Raw genomic sequence first — 21,580 nt, forward strand, 5'->3', positions numbered from 1 at the left:
ATGTCATTATTTGATCATTCCGTATCAGAGTTACATAAGAAGTTAAACAACAAAGAAATTTCCGTTACGGATTTAGTAGAAGAATCTTACAAACGTATTGCGGATGTTGAAGATAACGTAAAAGCTTTTCTTACATTAGATGAAGAAAACGCACGCGCGAAAGCGAAAGAATTAGACGCGAAAATTGGTGCTGAAGATAATGGTTTATTATTCGGTATGCCAATTGGTGTAAAAGATAACATTGTAACTAACGGTCTTCGTACAACTTGTGCGAGCAAAATGTTAGTAAACTTTGATCCAATTTATGATGCAACAGTTGTGCAAAAGCTAAAAGCTGCTGACACAGTTACAATCGGTAAGTTAAATATGGACGAGTTCGCAATGGGTTCTTCAAATGAAAACTCAGGTTTCTACGCTACGAAAAATCCATGGAACTTAGATTACGTTCCAGGCGGATCTAGTGGTGGTTCTGCAGCAGCTGTAGCAGCAGGAGAAGTATTATTCTCTCTAGGTTCTGATACGGGTGGTTCTATCCGTCAGCCAGCTGCATATTGCGGCGTTGTAGGTTTAAAACCAACTTACGGACGCGTATCTCGTTACGGATTAGTAGCATTCGCATCTTCACTTGACCAAATCGGACCGATTACACGTACAGTAGAAGATAATGCATACTTATTACAAGCTATTTCAGGTATTGACCGTATGGATGCAACTTCTGCTAACGTTGAAGTAGGAAACTACTTAGCTGGTTTAACAGGCGACGTTAAAGGTTTACGCATTGCTGTACCGAAAGAATACTTAGGAGAAGGTGTTGGCGAAGAAGCTCGTGAGTCAGTACTAGCTGCTTTAAAAGTATTAGAAGGTATGGGCGCAACTTGGGAGGAAGTATCTCTTCCACACTCTAAATACGCTCTAGCAACGTATTACTTATTATCTTCTTCTGAAGCATCTGCTAACCTTTCACGCTTTGATGGCGTACGTTACGGTGTTCGTTCTGATAATGTAAATAATTTATTAGACCTTTACAAAAACACACGTAGCGAAGGTTTTGGTGATGAAGTAAAACGTCGTATTATGCTTGGTACATTTGCACTTAGCTCTGGTTACTATGATGCATACTACAAGAAAGCACAACAAGTACGTACATTAATTAAAAACGACTTTGAAAATGTATTTGCTAACTACGATGTTATTATTGGACCAACAACGCCAACTCCGGCATTTAAAGTGGGCGAAAAAGTTGATGATCCAATGACAATGTATGCAAATGACATTTTAACAATCCCAGTAAACTTAGCGGGTGTTCCAGCGATTTCTGTTCCATGTGGATTCGGTGCTAACAACATGCCACTTGGTCTACAAATCATTGGTAAACACTTCGATGAAGCGACAATTTACCGCGTTGCACATGCGTTTGAGCAAGCAACAGACTATCATACAAAAAAAGCAAGTCTGTAAGGAGGCGAGCATAGATGAATTTAGAAACAATTATTGGTTTAGAGGTTCACGTTGAGTTAAAAACAAATTCGAAAATTTTCTCTGCGAGTCCAACAGAATTCGGAGCGGAGCCAAATACACAAACAAGTGTAATTGACTTAGGATACCCAGGGGTACTTCCTACTTTAAATAAAGAAGCAGTTAACTTTGCAATGAAAGCTGCAATGGCATTAAACTGTGAAATCGCAACGGAAACGAAGTTCGACCGTAAAAACTATTTCTACCCAGATAATCCGAAAGCTTACCAAATTTCTCAATTCGATAAGCCAATTGGTGAAAATGGTTGGATTGAAATTGAAGTAGACGGTAAAAAGAAACGTATCGGTATTACACGTCTTCATTTAGAAGAAGATGCTGGTAAATCAACGCATACAGCTGATGGTTCATTAGTAGATTACAATCGTCAAGGTATGCCTTTAATCGAGATCGTATCTGAGCCAGATATGCGTACGCCAGAAGAAGCATATGCATACTTAGAGAAGTTAAAATCAATCATTCAATACACTGGCGTATCTGATTGTAAGATGGAAGAAGGTTCCTTGCGTTGTGATGCGAACATTTCCCTTCGTCCAGTTGGACAAGAGAAGTTCGGTACAAAAGCGGAACTGAAAAACTTAAACTCATTCACTTACGTACAAAAAGGTCTTGAGCACGAGCAAGTGCGCCAAGAGAAAGAATTGTTATCTGGTGGTATCATCCAACAAGAAACACGTCGTTATGATGAAGCAACGAAGAAAACAATCTTAATGCGTGTGAAAGAGGGATCTGACGATTACCGTTACTTCCCAGAGCCAGACTTAGTTGAACTTTACATCGATGATGAGTGGAAAGAAGAAATTCGTGCTTCGATTCCAGAACTTCCAGATGCACGTAAAGCTCGCTACGTTGCAGAAATTGGCTTACCAGCTTATGATGCACACGTATTAACATTAACGAAAGAGATGTCTGATTTCTTTGAAGCAGCAATTGAAGATGGAGCAGATGCGAAACTAACATCAAACTGGTTAATGGGTGAAGTGCTTGCATACTTAAACAAACAACAAAAAGAATTAAAAGACGTTGCATTAACGCCTGCTGGTTTATCTAAAATGGTTCAATTAATTGAAAAAGGTACAATTTCTTCTAAAATCGCGAAGAAAGTATTTAACGAGTTAATTGAAAAAGGTGGAGACCCAGAGGAAATCGTTAAAGCAAAAGGTCTTGTTCAAATTTCTGACGAGGGTACACTTCGTAAAGTTGTAACAGAAATTCTTGATAATAATGAGCAATCTATCGAAGACTTTAAAAACGGTAAAGACCGTGCAATTGGCTTCTTAGTTGGTCAAATTATGAAAGCTACAAAAGGACAAGCAAATCCGCCGCTTGTTAACAAAATCTTACTTGAAGAGATTAATAAGCGATAATAATAGTAACTTGTAAAGATTAAGCAGAAAAACACCCGTACATGGGTGTTTTTCTAGGTTAATCAAACGTTTGTTTAAATGAGAGAAGATCGTTTAAACAAACGTTTGATTAACTGTCAAAAGTGTAAAAATGTTTGTATAGCAACTATGGTATGATAGTTGCAAAAAGGTGGGAATAATGATAAATCTAGACATAGAGGTTTTTTCATCTCATGAAATAATAGATAATTATTATTCGTTATATGTAAATTGTTGTGAGGAAATAGATGGACATAAATTTTTTGTCAAATAAAACAAAACCATTGAAATGAATATTTACTTTTGATGGACTACACGAATCGGGTTCTTACTGCCTGTTTGAGCGAGATAAAAGAAGGATAGGAAGATGAGAGGAGGTAGGCATGGGAATACTGAATAGAAGTTCGGTATGTTCTTTTTCAATATATAAAGAAATTTCCTGTGCTAATAAATGATGAAGCGAGCAAGAATTATTTATAATCCTACTTCTGGGCGCGAGCTATTTAAGAAGAGCTTACCGGAAGTATTACAAAAATTAGAACAAGCTGGATATGAAGCGTCTTGTCATGCGACAACTGGTCCTGGAGATGCGACTGTGGCAGCGAGGCAAGCTGCGGATCGTAAGTTTGATGTTGTTATCGCAGCTGGTGGTGATGGTACATTAAATGAAGTGGTGAACGGCTTAGTAGGACATGAACATCGTCCAAAGTTTGGAATTATTCCAGTTGGAACGACAAATGATTTTGCGCGTGCGATCGGTGTACCTCGTGCTATTGAAGAGGCTGCGGATATTATTTGTGAAGGGAAAACAGTTCCGTTAGATCTTGGTAGAGCGAATGATACATATTTCATTAATATCGCTGGTGGCGGCCGTATTACAGAATTAACATATGAAGTGCCAAGCAAGCTAAAGACGGTATTAGGCCAACTTGCTTACTATTTAAAAGGAATCGAAATGTTACCGTCATTACATCCAACATATGTTGAAATTGAGTATGATGGGAAATTACTACAAGAAGAAATTACGATGTTTTTAATTACGAATACTCGTTCAGTGGGCGGCTTTGAAAAGGTAGCACCATATGCATCGATTAACGATGGATTATTTGATTTATTAGTACTGAAAAAAGGTTCTATTGCTGACTTAATTAAAGCAGCAACACAAGCGCAGCGTGGTGAACATATTAACAATCCAAAAGTACTATACACACAAGCAAATCGAATTAAAGTGCATTCACCAGATAAACTAATGATTAACTTAGACGGTGAATACGGTGGAGATGCACCGATGGAATTCGAAAATATATATCATTGTCTTGAACTATTTGTTCCTGAACAACAAGAGGATGCCCTGTAAAGGCATCCTTTTTATTATATAGAGGAATTGTAAATTGGAAGTTAGTTTGATTTTTATGGTATTTTTACAATTCGTTTATTTTATATCCATACTTTATTGATACACTGGAGGAGATAAGAAACGAGAGGTAGGATGCTATGGAGAAGGTAAAGGCAATACTATTTGATAAAGATGGGACATTAATGGATTTTTATTCAATTTGGATAAAAGTGGCTGAAGAGCTTGTTGCTGAATGTATAAAATTATATCAACTCCCACATTCAATGCAGCAGGCTTTATTAAAAGAAATCGGTGTGGATGGGGCATTTGTTCATCCTCGTAGTGCAATAGCTGCTGGAACAAGCCTCGATGTAGCAAAGGGGCTTTGTAAGTATATTACGTCATCTAAGGAAGAGGAAATGCATGAGTGGGTAAGTGAAAAATTATTTTCTCTTATGTATGAACACCGCTCCTATATGAAAATGACGGCGGATTTACCGAGGATTTTACAAGGTTTAAAGGATAGAGGATTTATTTTAGGTGTTGTGACAGCTGATGATTTTGCACCAACAGAATTATTTTTGAAACAATATCAATTAGAGTCCTTTTTTGATTATGTTGTAGCTTCAGATACATTTCCGGCACAAAAACCAGATAAAAGAATTGTAGAATATTTTTGTGAGAAGTTTCATTTAGAAGCATGTGAAGTAGCCGTCGTTGGAGATACACCAACTGATTTACATTTAGCGAGAAATGGTGGCAATTGCTATGCAATTGGAGTACTGTCTGGTACAGGAGATCGTCAAACGTTAGAACCACTTGCAGATTTAGTAGTACAATCTGTTGGGGAGTTTATTTCTCATTCGGGTGAGTTGATTTGGGAACAAGGAAAGTCTAATGTGTAAGAAAAATAAGTCTATAAGGACTCTTAATGAGTCTTTATAGACTTATTTTTTATGTCGACATAGAAGGTATGCAGGATGAATGCTGGGAAAGAACGTTGGCATACATTTTGCAATGAAAAGAGAAAACAATGTAAAGAAAAGGATGGGGTACGTAATGAACACAAAAAAATTTGCTAAAGTAAATGAACAAATTCCTGGACCGAAAGCAGCGTCTTTATTAGAACGCCGCCAAAATATAGTACCAAAAGGAGTAAGTAACGGCATCCCAACGTTTGTACAATCTGCAAATGGTTCTCTTGTAACAGATGTTGATGGCAATCAGTACATTGATTTCGCGGGAGCAATCGGAACAATTAACGTAGGGCATTGTCATCCAGCTGTTAAAGAGGCGCTCCATAAACAAGTAGATCAATACATTCATACTGGATTTAATGTCATGATGTATGAGCCATATATTGAATTAGCAGAAAAACTTGCGGCATTAGCGCCGGGAAGTTTTGATAAGCAAGTACTATTTTTAAATAGTGGTGCAGAAGCGGTTGAGAACGCTGTGAAAATCGCTCGTAAATATACAAAAAGACCTGGTATTATCGCATTTTCTAAAGGATTCCATGGGCGTACATTAATGACAATGACGATGACAAGTAAAGTAAAACCATATAAATTTGGATTTGGTCCATTTGCGCCTGAAGTCTATAAAGCACCATTCCCGTACGAATATCGCCGCCCAGAAGGATTAACGGAAGAGCAGTACGATGACTTTATGATTGAAGAGTTTAAGAATTTCTTCATATCAGAAGTAGCACCAGAAACAATTGCAGCCGTTGTAATGGAACCTGTTCAAGGGGAAGGCGGATTTATCGTTCCAAGTAAGAAGTTTGTGCAAGAAGTACGCAATATTTGTTCAGAACACGGCATCTTATTTGTAGCGGATGAAATTCAAACAGGATTTAGTCGTACAGGAAAATATTTTGCCATTGATCATTATGATGTCGTTCCAGATTTAATTACGGTATCTAAATCATTAGGCGCTGGTGTACCGATTAGTGGTGTTATTGGGCGCAAGGAAATTATGAATGAGTCTGCGCCGGGAGAGCTTGGTGGAACGTATGCAGGAAGCCCACTAGGATGTGCAGCAGCATTGGCAGTACTTGATGTAATAGAAAAAGAGAATTTAAATGATAGAGCGATAGAATTAGGAAAAGTCGTAATGAACCGATTCGAAGAGATGAAAAATAAATATAATTGCATTGGTGATGTGCGTGGTTTAGGAGCAATGTGTGCATTCGAGCTCGTTCAAGATCGGAAGACGAAAGCACCTGATAAAACGTTAACAGCTAATTTGTGCGCAGAGGCAAATAAACGCGGATTACTTCTACTATCAGCAGGGACATACGGTAATGTTATTCGTGTGTTAATGCCATTAGTTATTACAGATGAGCAACTTGAAGAAGGATTAACTATAATTGAAGAATCATTGCAAGTCTGTTATGAGAAAGCGAATACTGCTCGTGTTTAAAAGCTAAATAATAAATCGCAAACATTCTAGCTGACTCTATATAAAATACAGAAAATTCACTTTATAATAAAGGTAGTGAAGTGAATCGATGGATTGGAAGTTAGGGGTGGCTAGGATGGTTGGAGAAAAGGAACGAGTGTTAATGGATTTACAAGATGTATTTGAATATGCGTTTGACGAAATTTTTGTGACTGACGAAAAGGGAATCGTTGTGCGTGTAAATAGTACATGTGAAAGGCACTATCAACTAGCTGCTAAAGAGTTGGTAGGTAAGCATGTGAAAGAATTGCAGAAGGATGGTATCTTTTATCCATCGGCAACGTTAGAAGTAATTGAAAAAAAGAGACCGATTGAACTCGTTCAAACGACAAAATCAGGAGAGTATTTACACGTTCGTACAAGGCCTGTTTTTGATAATGAGGGAAATTTAAGAAGAGTAATTAGTTATTCACGTGATCTGACAGAGCTCTACCAATTACGTCAAAAGGTAGAGGAAATGGATAATCAGTTAAAAACATATAAAAAAGAATTAAGAGAAACATATGAACATGAAGGACTTATTTTTAAAAGTATCGCTATGCAAAAAATAGTCGAGACAATCAAGAAAGTATCCGTGGTAGATAGTACAGTTCTCGTTTTAGGTGAGACAGGAGTAGGGAAGAGTCGATTAGTACGTCATTTACATGAAGTGAGTAACAGGAAGAATGAAAGTTTCTATGAAATTAATTGTGCGGCATTGCCAACGAATTTAATTGAATCAGAGCTTTTTGGATACTCAGGTGGATCTTTTACAGGTGCGAATCGTGAAGGGAAAAAGGGATTATTAGAATCAGCTCATAAAGGAACTCTTTTCTTAGATGAAATTGGCGAAATGCCACTTGAAATTCAAGCGAAACTTTTGCAAGTGTTGCAAGAAAAAACGTTTCGTCCTATTGGCGGAAGAGAATTAAAAAAGGTGGACGTTAGAATTGTAGCGGCTACAAATAGAGATTTAAGTATGATGGTGAAACAAGGAACATTCCGGAAAGATTTATATTATCGTCTAAATGTCATTCCAATTGTAATTCCACCACTCAGGGAAAGAACTGAAGACATTTTGCCACTCATTTATCATTATTTACAGCACTTTAACGAAAAATATGGCCGGAATGTAAAATTAGCGCCTAGCACATTGCAAATGTTTGTTGGTTACCCGTGGGAAGGAAATAATAGAGAGATTGAAAATGTGATTGAGCGAATTGTTATAACTGCTGATGATATCGTTACGATAGAAGATTTGCCAATAGCGATGCAAGAATCAACGGTTGAACAGTCCGGCCAAAGTCTCTATAAAATGTTAGAAGAAGTAGAACGGAATATTATTTTGAAAGCATATAAAACATATGGATCGAGTTATAAAGTAGCGGAGTTTTTAAAAATAAGTCAATCTGCTGCCACTAGGAAGATAAAGAAACTTATAGAGGAGGAAGAAAACATTGGATAAAAAAGCGACGTTTGTAAATGTAGAGAAAAAGGCGATGTATATAAATGGTGAGTGGATTACATTGCAAGAACAAATCGAAGTAAATAATCCAGCAACGAAGGAAATATTTGCGACGGTACCAAAGGGCGGGGTAACAGAGGCAAAGCAAGCTGTTGATGCTGCTCATGAAGCTTTTAAATCATGGTCTAAGTTAACAGCAGCAGACCGTGCAGTGAAGTTAAAAAAATGGTTCACACTTATCGATGAAAATAAAGAAGAGATTGCAGCGATTATGACGAGAGAACAAGGAAAGCCATTTGTAGAAGCACTTGGTGAAGTGAATTATGCCAATAGCTTTGTTGAATGGTATGCAGAAGAAGGTAAACGCGTATATGGCGAAATGATTCCTGCTTCTCATCCGAATAAACGTATTTTAGTTATGAAACAACCGGTTGGAGTTATGGCCGCTATTACACCTTGGAACTTCCCGGCTGCTATGATTACGAGAAAGGTAGCCCCGGCGCTTGCAGCGGGATGTACGGCAGTTGTAAAACCGGCAAGCCAAACGCCTTTAACTGCTTTGAAATTAGCTGAATTAGCCCATGAAGCGGACATTCCAAAAGGCGTAATAAATATTGTAACAGGTAGTGCGAAAGCAATTGCTGATACGTGGATGGAAGATGGGCGTGTTCGAAAAGTTTCCTTTACAGGATCAACTGAGATTGGGAAAGAATTAATGGCTAGTGCTGCACAAACGATGAAAAAGGTTTCACTTGAGTTAGGTGGTCACGCGCCGTTTATTGTTATGAATGATGCGGACTTAGATAAAGCGGTAGAGGCGGTAATCGGTTCGAAATTCCGTAACGCAGGACAAACGTGTATATGTACAAACCGAGTATTTGTTCAGGAGGAAGTGTATGAAGTATTTGCAGAGAAGCTTCAAAAGGCAGTAGGGCAGTTAAAAGTAGGAGACGGTTTCGGTGATGGAACGACTGTAGGACCACTTATTGACGAGAATGCAGTTTCGAAAGTACAGGAACATATCGAAGATGCTATTCAAAAGGGTGGAACAGTTTTATTTGGTGGTCAAAAGGTTGCAGAGCTAGATGGACACTTTATGCAACCAACTGTAATTGGATTGGCGAACGATACGATGCTTTGTATGAATGAAGAAACATTCGGACCAGTAGCACCAGTTGCGAAATTTAAAACGGTTGAAGAAGTAATCGAACGTGCAAATAATACACCATATGGCTTAGCTGCTTATATTTTCACAAAAGATATTAGTCAAGCATTCCAAGTTAGCGAAGCATTAGAGTACGGTATTATCGGATTAAATGATGGACTTCCATCAGTTGCACAAGCACCATTCGGTGGCTTTAAAGAAAGTGGTATTGGCCGTGAAGGAGGCCATTTCGGTATCGAGGAATATTTAGAAATTAAATATATTTCATTAGGACTATAAGTAGTATACTAGAATCTCTATAAGGTAACAGAGAAGGAGATTCTAGTATGGTATATTGGCTATTATTACTTGTTACAATTATTTTTGAAGTAGCTGGAACAATTGCGATGAAACTATCAAATGGTTTAACAAAGCTCGTTCCCAGTGTACTTATTTTCGTATTTTATGGAATTTGTTTCAGCGTATTTGCTATCGTTGTCAAAAAAATTCATTTAAGTATTGCTTATGCGATTTGGTCTGGTGTAGGAACATTACTTATTACAATTATTAGCGTGTATTTCTTCAAAGAGCACATTAACTTATTCCAAGCATTTTGTATTCTTTTTATTGTTTTAGGAGTAATTGGACTTAAGGTTTCATCGGCATCATAAAAGGCTATCTTCCGGTGTGGAAGATAGCCTTTTGTTTTTATTAAAATGCCCAGTTACCTTTACGGAAGATTGGTTCATGTCTTCCATCATCTGTAATACCATCGATATCAAGCTCAGCTGATCCAATCATGAAGTCGTTGTGTGTAATACTATTGTTTGCTCCATTTTCGGCAAGTTCTTCTTTAGACATTGTTTTTCCGCCAACTAAGTTGAAAGCATAAGCACTTCCGATTGCAAGGTGGCAAGATGCGTTTTCGTCAAATAGTGTATTGTAGAATAAAATATTTGTATTTGAAATTGGTGAATCATGAGGTACTAAAGCAACCTCGCCTAAGAAGTGAGAGCCTTCATCTGTTTCTACTAAATGTTTTAAAGCCTCTTCACCAGTTTCAGCTTTATAGTCTACGATACGTCCGTTTTCAAATGTTAACGTGAAGTTATCGATAATATTACCTGCAAATGCTAACGGTTTTGTGCTAGATACTTGGCCGTTTACACCTGTTTTAAGTGGCATTGTAAATACTTCTTCAGTTGGAATGTTCGCCATAAATGGTACGTTCTTTTCATTTAAGCTACCAGCACCAGCCCATACATGCTTTTCTGGAAGTTCGATCGTTAAATCTGTTCCAGGAGCTGTATAGTGAAGGGCTTTATAATGCTTTTCGTTTAAGTAATCAACTTTTGTATGTAACGTTTTATCGTGTTCTTTCCATGCTTCCACAGGATTTTCTAAATCCGCACGAGTAGCTTTGAAAATAGCATCCCATAGTTTTGCTTCTTGTTCTTCTGGTGCAACGTCAGGGAATACTTTCGCAGCCCATTCTTTCGTAGGAACAGAAATGACACACCAGCTTACTTTATCAGCTTGTACGTAATCACGGTATACTTTCATTGCTTCACCAGCTACTTTATGAGCTGTTGCGATACGCGTTGATTCTACACCTTTTAATAAATCAGGGTTTTCTGCATAAATAGACATAAATGCAGCACCTTCTTTTGCTAATTCTTCACGAGCATGTGCTTTCCAAGATGGGAACTCAGCGAATGCTTCTTCAGGGGCTAGGTCGAACTTTAAGCGTGTTAACGTCTCATCATTCCAGTCCACATATACGTGTTTTGCACCAGATTTATATGCTTTTTCTGTAACGAGGCGTACAAATTGTACAGCTTCAAGAGGTGCACTAATTGATAATGTTTGTCCTGGTTGAATATTAACACCAACATTGACTGCAAGGGCAGCATATTTCTCTAACGTTTGTTCAAATGACATATGTATAATCTCCTTTAATTTGAAAGATTTCTTACTATATATAATACAAGAAAATTCAAAAAATATATATAAATATAGCGTAAAAAGAGAGCTCAAAATATATTGAGCTCTCATCGTTATTTAATCGAAGAAGCAAATTGTTCTACAGTCGTCGAATTGTGTATGCGAACACGCTTCATTTTTAGTAATTCATCGGGTTCACCTTTCGTAATGAACTTTCCGGGTTTTGTTGTCGTCGCAAATTGATAATATTTCTTCGTTTCTGCAACAACTTTATCATCCACATGACCGAATGGATAAGCAACTGCAATAACAGGCTTACCTGTTATTTTCTCTAGCTTTTCCTTTGATTCTTTTAATTCTTCTTCATAGTTTGTAATTTTCGGCAAGTCTGCATGTGTTGCAGTATGAGATTGCATAGAGAAAATGCCGGAATCAACCATTTCTTTTATGTCAGATGTAGAAAGTGATCCTTCTACATCAACGTTATCAACAATCATATATTCTGTTGCTGTAGGTTTAAACGTATCGTCTTTTAGTTTTTGTAAAACATGAAATGCATTCATATTATTTTTCATACCGTCATCAAATGTAACAAAGATAGGTTTATTTACTTTATTAATATCGCCCCAACGTTCAAAAGTTAGTAATGTATAGCCGTTGTCTTTTAAATATTTCATTTGGGCTTCAAAATTAGCAGGTGATACGAATAAATCTTTAATGCCTTGTCCGTGATAATCATCGATTGCATGGTACATAAGAACGGGAATCTTTTGCTCGAAAGTAATAGTAGATTTTGTGAGTGGAATGTTTTTCCCATCTTCTTTCATTCCTATTGCTTCAATTTGAAACTCACCGCGTTTTCCTTCAAATTCTTTTATGTCAAAAGGAAGTGTAAATTGTTTCTCCTTTTCTTTAGAAGAAAAAGATTTAGCACTTTCCTTCCCATCAGCTGTGCGCCAAATTTTATATTGTACCTCACTTAAAGTATCTTTTATATCTGTCATATGAATAGTAGTGTTTGTAGATTCGTGTGTAATCGGATGATAAGAAATTTTACCTTGTTCTTGCACAGTCTCTTCTTGTTTCTTAACTTCTTGAACCTTTTTCTCTTTTTTAGGTTCCTGGTTTACATTGCTACTTTTACAGCCAGCTAAAATGGCAGACGTACATAAAGCGATTGCTGCGTATTTTCTCATAAAATCACCTTCTATTGTGTATTATGTTGCATACTTATATTTAAAATCCCCACCGCTGTAAGAGAGGTGGGGACATACCCTTGTTCATCATATCATTTTAGTAATGAGATAGGTTAGTGACTTATTTCTATCATCTTTTAGTAAAGTTTACTTTATCCCGCTATTTGTGGGCAGTAAGACTCCACCTCAGAATTCAGCAAAAGCAAAGAGGTTAGGTGGGGGTGAACAAAACCCCTACTGATCAAGTTTTACTTTATAAGAGATATGAATTTTTCCATTGATGTATTAGGCCCTACAAAGTGGCGTTTAATTAAGTACTGTTCGTTTGGCATCCCTTTTGTAATGTGATTACCGTGATCAGTAGTTACTGCGAACTCATAATGTTTTTTTGTTTCTTCAACAGCTGGGTCATTATAAGAACCTACTGGATAGGCGAGAGCGATGACCTTTTTACCAGTAAGGGCTTCGATTTTTTCTTTCGAACTACGTAATTCCTCATCATAATTGCTTGAATGAGCCATCATCGTATGATTAGCAGTATGTGATTGAATAGAAAAAATGCCTGAATCCATCATTTGTTTTATCTCATCTGTTGATAGACGATTGGGTTTGTCTATCTCATTTGCAGTAAGGAATTCAGTAGCCATAGGTTGAAATCTATCATCTTTTAATTTTTGTAAAATATGAAGAGCGTTCATATTATTTTTTCGACCATCATCCATCGTTACAAAAACAGGTTTATTTACACGATTTATATCATTCCAACGTTCAAATGTAAGCATCGTATAACCGTTATCTTTTAAATATTGCATATGTTTTTCGAATTGCTCAGGTGGTACGTATAAGCCGTAATCCCCATCACTTGGTCCAGGGTATTTTTCAATCGCATGGTACATTAATACGGGTACATGTTGCTGGAATGTAATTTTAGATGTTACTAGAGTTGTTTCAGTATGATCTTCTTTGATTCCTACTGTTTCAATTTGAAATTCGCCACGTTTTAAATGAAATGATTTTAAATGTAGTGGGAGGGCAAAGTCACGTTCTTTTTCTTGTGAAGTAAAAGTTTGTTTGCTTTCAGGACCATCAGCAGTACGCCAAATATTGTAACGCACTTGTGTGAATGAATCTCTTAAGTCCTTTGTATAAAGCGTGGTGTTTTGTGCGTTATATTCATACGGATCCCATGTAATAATTCCTTGTGTTAAAGGCAGTTCAACCGCTTTCGCTTTTTTTTGTTCAACTGTTTGTTTCGCCGTTGCTTCTTTTATTTGTTTATCACTAGTGCTACTAGTGTTACAACCTACGAGAATAGCAGAAGAAAGTAAAGCGATATATGTATATTTTTTCATTCTATCATCCTTCTATTGTGTTTTAATTATCATCACTTATGTCTTGAAATTATCATTCGTATAAGTGACAATAATTCAAATTTTCGATTTTAAAAATTTGAATTATACCCTTGTACATCATATCACTATAGAATATAGAGGGGAATACATTTTTGGAATAATTCGGAAAAAACCCTTATATTTTTCTGGTGAGGTTTACATAAAAATACATATAGAAGAAAGTAAAAAAACTCCACCTAAATTTCCTTTTGGAAAAGGAGAAGTAAGGTGGAGTTTTTTATTAAATAAACAATCCAGCGATTGTTGCAGATAAAATAGAAGCAAGTGTTGATGCAAATAACATTTTCCAACCAAATTTAGAAACGATGCTTCCTTGTTTTTCAGAAAGGGCACGGATTGTACCAACAATCGCACCAATTTGGCTAATACTTGCGAAACTAATTAAGAATACTGTAACGATTCCGACTGTACGTGGAGATAATGTTGATGCAACATCTTTTAAATCAAGGATTGCTACAAACTCGTTTAATACAATTTTCGTACCCATAATACCACCAGCTGGGATAATATCTTGAGTTGGAATACCCATTAAGAATGCGAATGGAGAAAGTATATAACCGAAAATTTGTTGTAAAGTAACAGCATATCCCATTGCACCTGAAGCGGCACTAATTACGTAGTTTACAACTTCCATCACACCGATGAAGGCAATCATTAATGCAGCAACGATACCAGCTACTTTTAAACCATCAAGCGCACCGTTAATCATTGCACCGATAAAGCTGTCACCGAATAAAGTTCTATCAAATTTTTGAATCACTTCATCTTCTTTCTTCGTATCAACTGGTGTTAATAGCGAACAAACGATTAAGCTTGAGAATAAGTTTAGCGGAAGAGCTGCTAGTACATATTTCGCATCTAACATCATTACGTATGATGCTGTAACAGAAGCAGAAACGGAACTCATTGCAGAACAACAAATGATAAACATACGGTTTTTGTTAAAATGCTGTAAATCGTTTTTAATAACGATTAACGCTTCACTTGAACCGAAGAATACAGAGTTTACTGCGTGGAATGACTCAACGCGTGGTAAACCAGTAATTTTTGAAATTGCACCGCCGACAACGCGAACGATGAATGGTAAAACACCTAAATAACTAAAGATAGAAAGTAGTGCTGAGAAAAATACGATAATTAATAGTACGTTTAAGAAAAAGACAAAATCTCTTTGAATTCCATTAAAGAGAAAATCGACACCTGTCGTACCAAGTTTAATTAGTTTGTTGAAAACTTTACCAATGAAAATAATGATTTGTTGACCAATCTTTGTGCCAAACATAAACCAACCGATTAAAATTTGAAAACCAATCATAATAGCAATTGCACGGAAGTTGATTTTACTTCTATTGTTTGACAAAGCAAAGCATAAACCTAAAACGACAAGAATACCGATAATGCTCATTACATATTGCATGTAGTTGCCCCTTTCAGAAGTTCGTATAAAGTTTGTACATAAAACGCTCGTTATATTACAAAAAATAAAACAAAGAGGTTTTATGTCATACGTAAGATGTCTGACCTTTTAGAAAAATAAAAATAAAAAAAGACCCATATGGATTCACTTTCATCTATGAGAGAAAGCTAATCAATATGAGTCTTTTTTTGCACATAGGCTAATATTCATTAGTTTTCCCCATAGTCCAGCAATTTAAGGTTGCCGGGTAGAAACTCTCGATCCATATTATCGAATATATATGAGGTAACATCGTCCGTATTAAATTAGTAGTAGCGTAACATTAACGGAGAACTATCGTCAATAGCTTTTTTTCTTCCGATAGAAATAGACCATATAAGTATGATAAAATGTAACGCAGTGTTATGAAAAAGAGAGGTCGGAAAATGAGTACAAAAATGACGCCACCAGTTGAGAAAAATGAGTTTATAGATGTAGTATTTGAAGATTTAACACATGATGGTGCCGGTGTTGCGAAAGTAAAGGGCTATCCTATTTTCGTTAAAAACGGATTACCAGGTGAAGAAGCACAAATTAAAATTATTAAAGTGAAGAAAAACTTCGCATTCGGTCGTTTAATGAAGCTTCATGCAGAGAGCCCATATCGTAAAGATGCAGAATGCCCAGTGTACAATCAGTGCGGCGGTTGTCAACTTCAGCACTTAACATATGAAGGACAATTACAAGCGAAAGAAAAACAAGTACGTGACGTTATGCAGCGTATTGGCGGATTAAGCGATGTTCCTGTGCACCCTGTACTTGGCATGAAGAACCCATGGGTATACCGTAACAAAGCACAAGTACCAATTGGAGAACGTGAAGGTGGACTTGTCGCTGGTTTCTATCGCCAAGGAACACATGACATCATTAATATGGAATCATGTTTAATTCAGGCAGAAGAAAACGATACATTAATCCAGGAAGTAAAACGTATTTGTGAAAAACACGGTATTTCGGCATACAACGAAGAGCGTAATAAAGGAACACTTCGCCATGTAATGGCTCGTTACGGACAAGTAACAGGGGAAATTATGCTTGTCTTCATTACTCGTACAGCAGAATTACCAAACAAGAAAGCAATCATTGAAGAAATTGCTGCAAAATTCCCAGAAGTAAAATCGATTGTTCAAAACGTAAACACGAAACGTACAAACGTAATCTTCGGAGACACAACGACAGTACTGTACGGATCAGAATACATTTATGACTTTATCGGTGACATTAAGTTTGCAATTTCAGCACGTTCATTCTATCAAGTAAATCCAGAACAAACGAAAGTGTTATACGATAAAACGTTAGAATATGCAAAATTAGATGGCAACGAAACAGTAATTGACGCCTATTGTGGAATTGGATCAATCTCCTTATTCCTAGCGCAAAAAGCGAAAAAAGTGTACGGTGTTGAAATCGTCCCAGAAGCAATCGAAGACGCAAACCGAAACGCAGCACTAAACAACATGACAAACGCTGAATTTGGCGTAGGAGAAGCAGAAGTAGTTATTCCAAAATGGTACAAAGAAGGCATAATCGCCGACACAATGGTCGTAGATCCACCGCGTAAAGGTTGTGATGATGCACTACTAAACACAATCATCGACATGAAACCAAAACGCGTCGTATACGTATCATGTAACCCAGCAACATTAGCACGTGACTTAAAAGTACTGGAAGAAGGCGGATATAAAACGCAGGAAGTACAACCTGTTGATATGTTCCCGCATACGACTCATGTGGAGTGTGTAGCTTGGCTGAAGTTGGTATAATAGGAAAGCAGTTGATATAGGAGAATCTATACCATCTGCTTTTTGGTTTATCCCGCTTTAATGGGCAGTAAGACCCCCACCTCAAAATTCAGCGAAAGCAAAGAAGTTAGGTGGGGGATCAACTGCCCATAAAAGTCCGATTGGTTCAACTAATAATCAGTGGGGAATGAAGAAAAACCCCACTGATTAAAGTTTCACTTTATTGAGAGTTTGAAATTGTATTCATAGTGAGAGGATTTGAATTTGAAATGATAGATAATTTTTGGCATGATTTACCACGACCATTTTTCGTACTTGCACCAATGGAAGATGTGACAGACGTTGTTTTCCGTCACGTAGTAAGTGAGGCAGGTCGCCCAGACGTATTCTTCACAGAGTTCACAAACTCGGATAGCTATTGTCATCCAGAAGGTATGAAAAGTGTACGTGGCCGTTTAATTTTTACAGAAGATGAACAACCAATCGTGGCGCATATTTGGGGAGATAATCCTGAATATTTCCGTCAAATGAGTATTGGTATGGCAGAGTTAGGATTTAAAGGTATTGATATTAACATGGGTTGCCCTGTACCGAACGTAGCATCAAGAGGAAAAGGTAGTGGTCTTATTCTACGTCCAGACGTTGCGGCAGAACTTATTCAAGCAGCAAAAGCGGGCGGACTACCTGTCAGCGTAAAAACGCGACTGGGCTTTAAAGAGTTAAGCGAATGGGAAGATTGGTTAACGCATATTTTCAAACAAGATATCGCAAACCTTTCTATTCACTTACGTACAAGAGAAGAAATGAGCCAAGTGGATGCGCATTGGGAACTAATTCCGGAAATTAAAAAATTACGTGACCGTATCGCACCAAATACGCTAATAACAATCAACGGAGACATTCCTGACCGTAAAGTCGGACTGGAACTTGCTGAAAAATACGGCATTGATGGTGTTATGATTGGACGAGGTATCTTTAAAAATCCGTTTGCTTTCGAAAAAGAGCCAAGAGAGCATAGCAGTAAAGAACATCTAGATCTTTTAAGACTACAACTTGATCTTCAAGATCAATATGCAGAAGTATTACCACGCTCCATCACAGGACTACATCGCTTCTTCAAAATTTATGTAAAAGGCTTCCCTGGAGCTGCTGAACTAAGAAATCAATTGATGAGCACAAAATCAACTGATGAAGTACGCGCATTACTTGATAAGTTTGAGGCGAGTGTGAATGTGGTAGAAGGTAGTGAAACAGTGTAACTTTTGAAAGTTACACTGTTTCATTTTAATTAAGGTGAACCGTATCATAAGTAAGTGAGGTATTCTATGTAAAAAGGGGTAAGAAAAGAATACAGGAGAAAAGTGAAAATGGTAGGTTGGTCTTGATTTTCAATGATAGTATCATGTTTATTTTATTATGCCTATAATTGGAGGCCATGTGAATGTTAAGTGATCAGGCGAGATATTCTAGGCTCGCGAATATAACAAAAATAATAAATACAAAATTAGAACTACGTGAAGTATTGCAGCGTGTAACAATGGCGATATCAGAGGAGATTGTTAAGTGCAACGCTGTTGGAATCTATTTACCCCAGGAAGATGGAACATTTAGAGGGTTTGCAGGAAAACCAGAGACAATAAATGGCGTAACGCTCGATACTCAGGTAATTGATCCTGAAATAGACTTACTGGCAAAAGAAGTTATTGAAACCCAAAAAACCATTTATATTCCTGATACATCAAAGGATCATCGACCGGATCCGAGACCAGTTGCTGCGTTCAAAATTAAGTCCTTATTAGCTCTACCTATCTCATTTGGGCAAGAGTTATTTGGTCTGGTTTTTTTATTTGATTATGGAATTCCAATGAACTTAACAAATTCAGAAATTCAAAGTGTTGAAGCTTATGTAAATATGGCTGCGGTTGCAATTCAAAACGCAAATAATTTAACGCAAAAGGAAAACCTTATTGCCGAGAAGCAGCTGTTACTAAATGTTACCCGTGATTTATCAATGTGTTCCTCGATACAGGAGAGTTTTGATAAATGTTTTTTTACTTAGGACAGATTTTAGAGAGTAACAGCATGGCAGCTCACCTTTTAGACCCCCTAGACAAAACAACGATTAAAACAACGAAGTTAAGCAAGGACTGTGATTGGACAGAAGCGGATTGGATGGAGAAAAGCTATGAAGCTAAGATCCAAGAGGTTATTCAAACAAAAAATATAGATAGTAAGGGTCTACTGATGATTCCATTGGTTTCAATGGGAGAAGTATTAGGGGTAATCGTCGTTGACAAAGAGGGAAAAGCTCATAATTATGATAATTCCCAGATGCAACTGGCAAAATCTATCGTTGATGCCACAGCGCCTACGTTTTCAAACTTGTTATATATGGATCGACTTGAAAGCATGGTGGAAGAGCGAACGAAAGAACTAGCTGTTGCTAATGAAAAAATTACAAGTGTGATTGAAAGTATTACAGATGGATTTTTTACTTTGAATAATACATGGGAATTTACGTATGTAAATAAGCATCAATATTTTCCACAAAGAAAAACAGCAAAAGATGTATTAGGCAAGAATATATGGGAGATTTTCCCGAGTAGCATTGACGAAGTCATGTATAAGGAACTTCATCGTGTAATGTCAGAGCGAACTACAGTGTATTTTGAATTTTTTTCTGCCCCTGATGAATATTGGTACGAAGTTATTGCATACCCGTATGATGATGGTATTTCTTGTATTTTTAAAAACATAACGGAAAAAAAGCAATATGAGCAGGAATTGAAAAGATTATCGAACATAGATTTAATAGGGAAAATGGCAGCAGGTATCAGCCATGAGATTAGAAATCCAATGACAACAGTACGAGGATTTTTGCAGTTATTAAAAGAAGAGCCCACCTATGAGAAACATAATAAGCACTTTAATTTAATGATTGAAGAACTTGACCGTGCCAATTCTATTATTACTGAATTTCTCTCAATGGGTAATACAAGGAAATCGGATTTGCAGATGTTAGATTTAAATTCAATTATCCGCGATATTATTCCTTTAATAAAGATTGATACGCATAATCAAAATAAATATATTCAAGTCGATACAAATGACATTCCGGAATTACTTTTAAATCGTAATGAGATACGGCAATTATTAATAAACTTATACCGTAATGGCTTAGAAGCGATGGACAAAGAGAAAGTTCTAACCATTAGCACCTATAAAGAAGGTCGAGATTGTGTGGTGCTTGCAGTGCGGGATCAAGGAAAAGGTATCAGGCCTGAAGTATTAGAGAAACTAGGTACTCCATTTTACACGACCAAAAATAATGGAACTGGATTGGGGTTAGGTGTATGTTATGCCATTGCTGCCCGTCATAATGCAAAAATAGAAATTCAAACGGGATCCGAAGGCACTACCTTTTTTGTTAAATTTAATTATAAAAATAATGAACAATAACCTCATTTAGATTAGTTACAGTGAACTGTACCACAAATGAAAAGTAAAACCTAAGTAAACATAATCAATCTATTTCACCTGAATTTTGCGTAGCATTCACGTTTGAGTTGCCTACTAAATTAGAGTTGCATAAAAAGAAATGGACTAACCTATATTAGGTTAGTCCATTTTTAAGTGTGTTAATTAATAGTAAATCCCCATCCTTTTTTGCTTTATTAATATCATCCTTAAATGAAGGAGCTATCCCACTACCAACTAAAATACTTTTTACAGTATTTGAAGGCGTTTCTATCGATAGGATCTTTCTTAATTTCTAATACAATAAATTCGTTATTAGAAGTATCTTAATAATAAATAAAATCATCCCCACAACCATTAATCCACCTAAGGCTACAAAACCTCCCCCTAAAATGTTAAAGTAGTAACTTAACGACATTCATTTACACATGCTAAAAGCATTACTATAATCAACATTTCAGGAGGCAAAACAATGGCAATGAGCAACAACGATATATTAAAAAGAGTAAGGTACGCTTTAGATATAAGAGATATAGATATGGTAGAAATCTTTAAACTTGGTGGTATGGAAGTAACGAAAGAAGACGTAGTTGATATGCTTACAAAAATAAAGAGAGCACCTCAGCATGAAGCTGAAAATGATGATGTAGCTGAAGACGAGTACGTAAAAACATGCGATATGATGATGTTAGAGGCATTTTTAAATGGATTTATTACTTTAAAAAGAGGGAAGCAAGATCCGAAACCAGGACAACCGGCACCTGTACAAAGCAAAGAGAGTGCGAATAACCTTCTGCTAAAGAAAATGAAAATCGCACTATCTTTAACGAGTGAGGATGTACTTGATATATTAGATAGCGTAGGCGTTATAGTAACAAAGGGAGAACTAGGCGCCCTATTAAGAAAAAAAGGCCATAAAAATTATAAAGAGTGCGGCGATAGATACGCAAGGAATTTCATTAAGGGATTAGGTGTAAAGTATAGAGGGTAATGAGTCGGTTAACGCGGTAAATGATATAATAGGTAGAGTAGGGCGTTCGTATCCTAC

At 36.8% G+C, this 21,580-nt stretch carries 15 protein-coding genes, 1 pseudogene and 1 riboswitch; of the genes and pseudogenes, 12 read left to right on the forward strand and 4 right to left on the reverse strand.

What is annotated here, in order from left to right; all coding sequences use genetic code 11:
* The 8 genes from gatA (at window position 1) to ACU8YW_RS01905 (ending at window position 9,976) form a co-directional block, all read left to right on the forward strand.
* Window positions 1–1,458 carry an Asp-tRNA(Asn)/Glu-tRNA(Gln) amidotransferase subunit GatA gene (gene gatA / locus ACU8YW_RS01870; RefSeq protein WP_446894028.1) on the forward strand — a complete coding sequence of 486 codons (1,458 nt, stop codon included), beginning with the start codon at window positions 1–3 and terminating at the stop codon, window positions 1,456–1,458.
* A 14-nt stretch (window positions 1,459–1,472) separates the two neighbouring features.
* The gene (gene gatB / locus ACU8YW_RS01875; RefSeq protein ID WP_001047688.1) at window positions 1,473–2,900 is read left to right on the forward strand and encodes an Asp-tRNA(Asn)/Glu-tRNA(Gln) amidotransferase subunit GatB; all 1,428 of its coding nucleotides are present in this window, start codon (window positions 1,473–1,475) and stop codon (window positions 2,898–2,900) included.
* 469 nt (window positions 2,901–3,369) lie between these two features.
* On the forward strand, window positions 3,370–4,275 hold the full coding sequence (locus tag ACU8YW_RS01880; protein WP_000977669.1) for a diacylglycerol kinase: 906 nt from the start codon (window positions 3,370–3,372) through the stop codon (window positions 4,273–4,275).
* 137 nt (window positions 4,276–4,412) lie between these two features.
* Window positions 4,413–5,159 (forward strand): HAD family hydrolase, encoded by a 747-nt coding sequence (locus tag ACU8YW_RS01885; RefSeq protein WP_097889272.1) that lies wholly within the window; start codon window positions 4,413–4,415, stop codon window positions 5,157–5,159.
* 154 nt (window positions 5,160–5,313) lie between these two features.
* A complete protein-coding gene (gabT, locus tag ACU8YW_RS01890; protein ID WP_176518829.1) occupies window positions 5,314–6,678 on the forward strand; it encodes a 4-aminobutyrate--2-oxoglutarate transaminase in 1,365 nt (454 codons plus the stop codon).
* 115 nt (window positions 6,679–6,793) lie between these two features.
* Entirely contained in the window at window positions 6,794–8,161 is a 1,368-nt protein-coding gene (locus tag ACU8YW_RS01895) for a sigma-54 interaction domain-containing protein (RefSeq protein ID WP_097889274.1), read from the forward strand.
* The gene (gene gabD, locus ACU8YW_RS01900; protein ID WP_426934236.1) at window positions 8,154–9,605 is read left to right on the forward strand and encodes an NADP-dependent succinate-semialdehyde dehydrogenase; all 1,452 of its coding nucleotides are present in this window, start codon (window positions 8,154–8,156) and stop codon (window positions 9,603–9,605) included. The genes ACU8YW_RS01895 and gabD overlap by 8 nt, the downstream gene beginning before the upstream one ends.
* Window positions 9,606–9,652: 47 nt before the next feature.
* On the forward strand, window positions 9,653–9,976 hold the full coding sequence (locus tag ACU8YW_RS01905) for a DMT family transporter (RefSeq protein WP_000263259.1): 324 nt from the start codon (window positions 9,653–9,655) through the stop codon (window positions 9,974–9,976).
* 40 nt (window positions 9,977–10,016) lie between these two features.
* Here ACU8YW_RS01905 and ACU8YW_RS01910 read toward each other — a convergent pair whose 3' ends face one another.
* The 4 genes from ACU8YW_RS01910 to ACU8YW_RS01925 form a co-directional block, all read right to left on the reverse strand.
* On the reverse strand, window positions 10,017–11,246 hold the full coding sequence (locus ACU8YW_RS01910) for an aminopeptidase (RefSeq protein ID WP_097889275.1): 1,230 nt from the start codon (window positions 11,244–11,246) through the stop codon (window positions 10,017–10,019).
* Between the two features lie 116 nt (window positions 11,247–11,362).
* Window positions 11,363–12,445 carry a polysaccharide deacetylase family protein gene (locus ACU8YW_RS01915; protein WP_097889276.1) on the reverse strand — a complete coding sequence of 361 codons (1,083 nt, stop codon included), beginning with the start codon at window positions 12,443–12,445 and terminating at the stop codon, window positions 11,363–11,365.
* 248 nt (window positions 12,446–12,693) lie between these two features.
* Window positions 12,694–13,797, reverse strand: a complete 1,104-nt coding sequence (locus ACU8YW_RS01920) for a polysaccharide deacetylase family protein (protein WP_097889277.1) — start codon at window positions 13,795–13,797, stop codon at window positions 12,694–12,696.
* 280 nt (window positions 13,798–14,077) lie between these two features.
* Window positions 14,078–15,274 carry a NupC/NupG family nucleoside CNT transporter gene (locus tag ACU8YW_RS01925; protein WP_001200509.1) on the reverse strand — a complete coding sequence of 399 codons (1,197 nt, stop codon included), beginning with the start codon at window positions 15,272–15,274 and terminating at the stop codon, window positions 14,078–14,080.
* A 202-nt stretch (window positions 15,275–15,476) separates the two neighbouring features.
* Window positions 15,477–15,578: riboswitch (purine riboswitch) on the reverse strand.
* A 121-nt stretch (window positions 15,579–15,699) separates the two neighbouring features.
* On the opposite strand from ACU8YW_RS01925, the gene rlmD reads away from it, so the two are divergent.
* The 4 genes and pseudogenes from rlmD to ACU8YW_RS01945 all read left to right on the forward strand — a co-directional run bounded on the left by rlmD (window position 15,700) and on the right by ACU8YW_RS01945 (window position 21,523).
* Window positions 15,700–17,076 carry a 23S rRNA (uracil(1939)-C(5))-methyltransferase RlmD gene (rlmD, locus tag ACU8YW_RS01930; protein ID WP_097889278.1) on the forward strand — a complete coding sequence of 459 codons (1,377 nt, stop codon included), beginning with the start codon at window positions 15,700–15,702 and terminating at the stop codon, window positions 17,074–17,076.
* Between the two features lie 248 nt (window positions 17,077–17,324).
* On the forward strand, window positions 17,325–18,314 hold the full coding sequence (locus ACU8YW_RS01935; protein WP_097889279.1) for a tRNA dihydrouridine synthase: 990 nt from the start codon (window positions 17,325–17,327) through the stop codon (window positions 18,312–18,314).
* Between the two features lie 182 nt (window positions 18,315–18,496).
* Window positions 18,497–20,514: pseudogene (locus tag ACU8YW_RS01940) on the forward strand (GAF domain-containing sensor histidine kinase).
* 490 nt (window positions 20,515–21,004) lie between these two features.
* Window positions 21,005–21,523 carry a YehS family protein gene (locus ACU8YW_RS01945; RefSeq protein ID WP_098856828.1) on the forward strand — a complete coding sequence of 173 codons (519 nt, stop codon included), beginning with the start codon at window positions 21,005–21,007 and terminating at the stop codon, window positions 21,521–21,523.
* Window positions 21,524–21,580 lie beyond the last annotated feature (57 nt).

Source organism: Bacillus pretiosus (assembly GCF_052947655.1).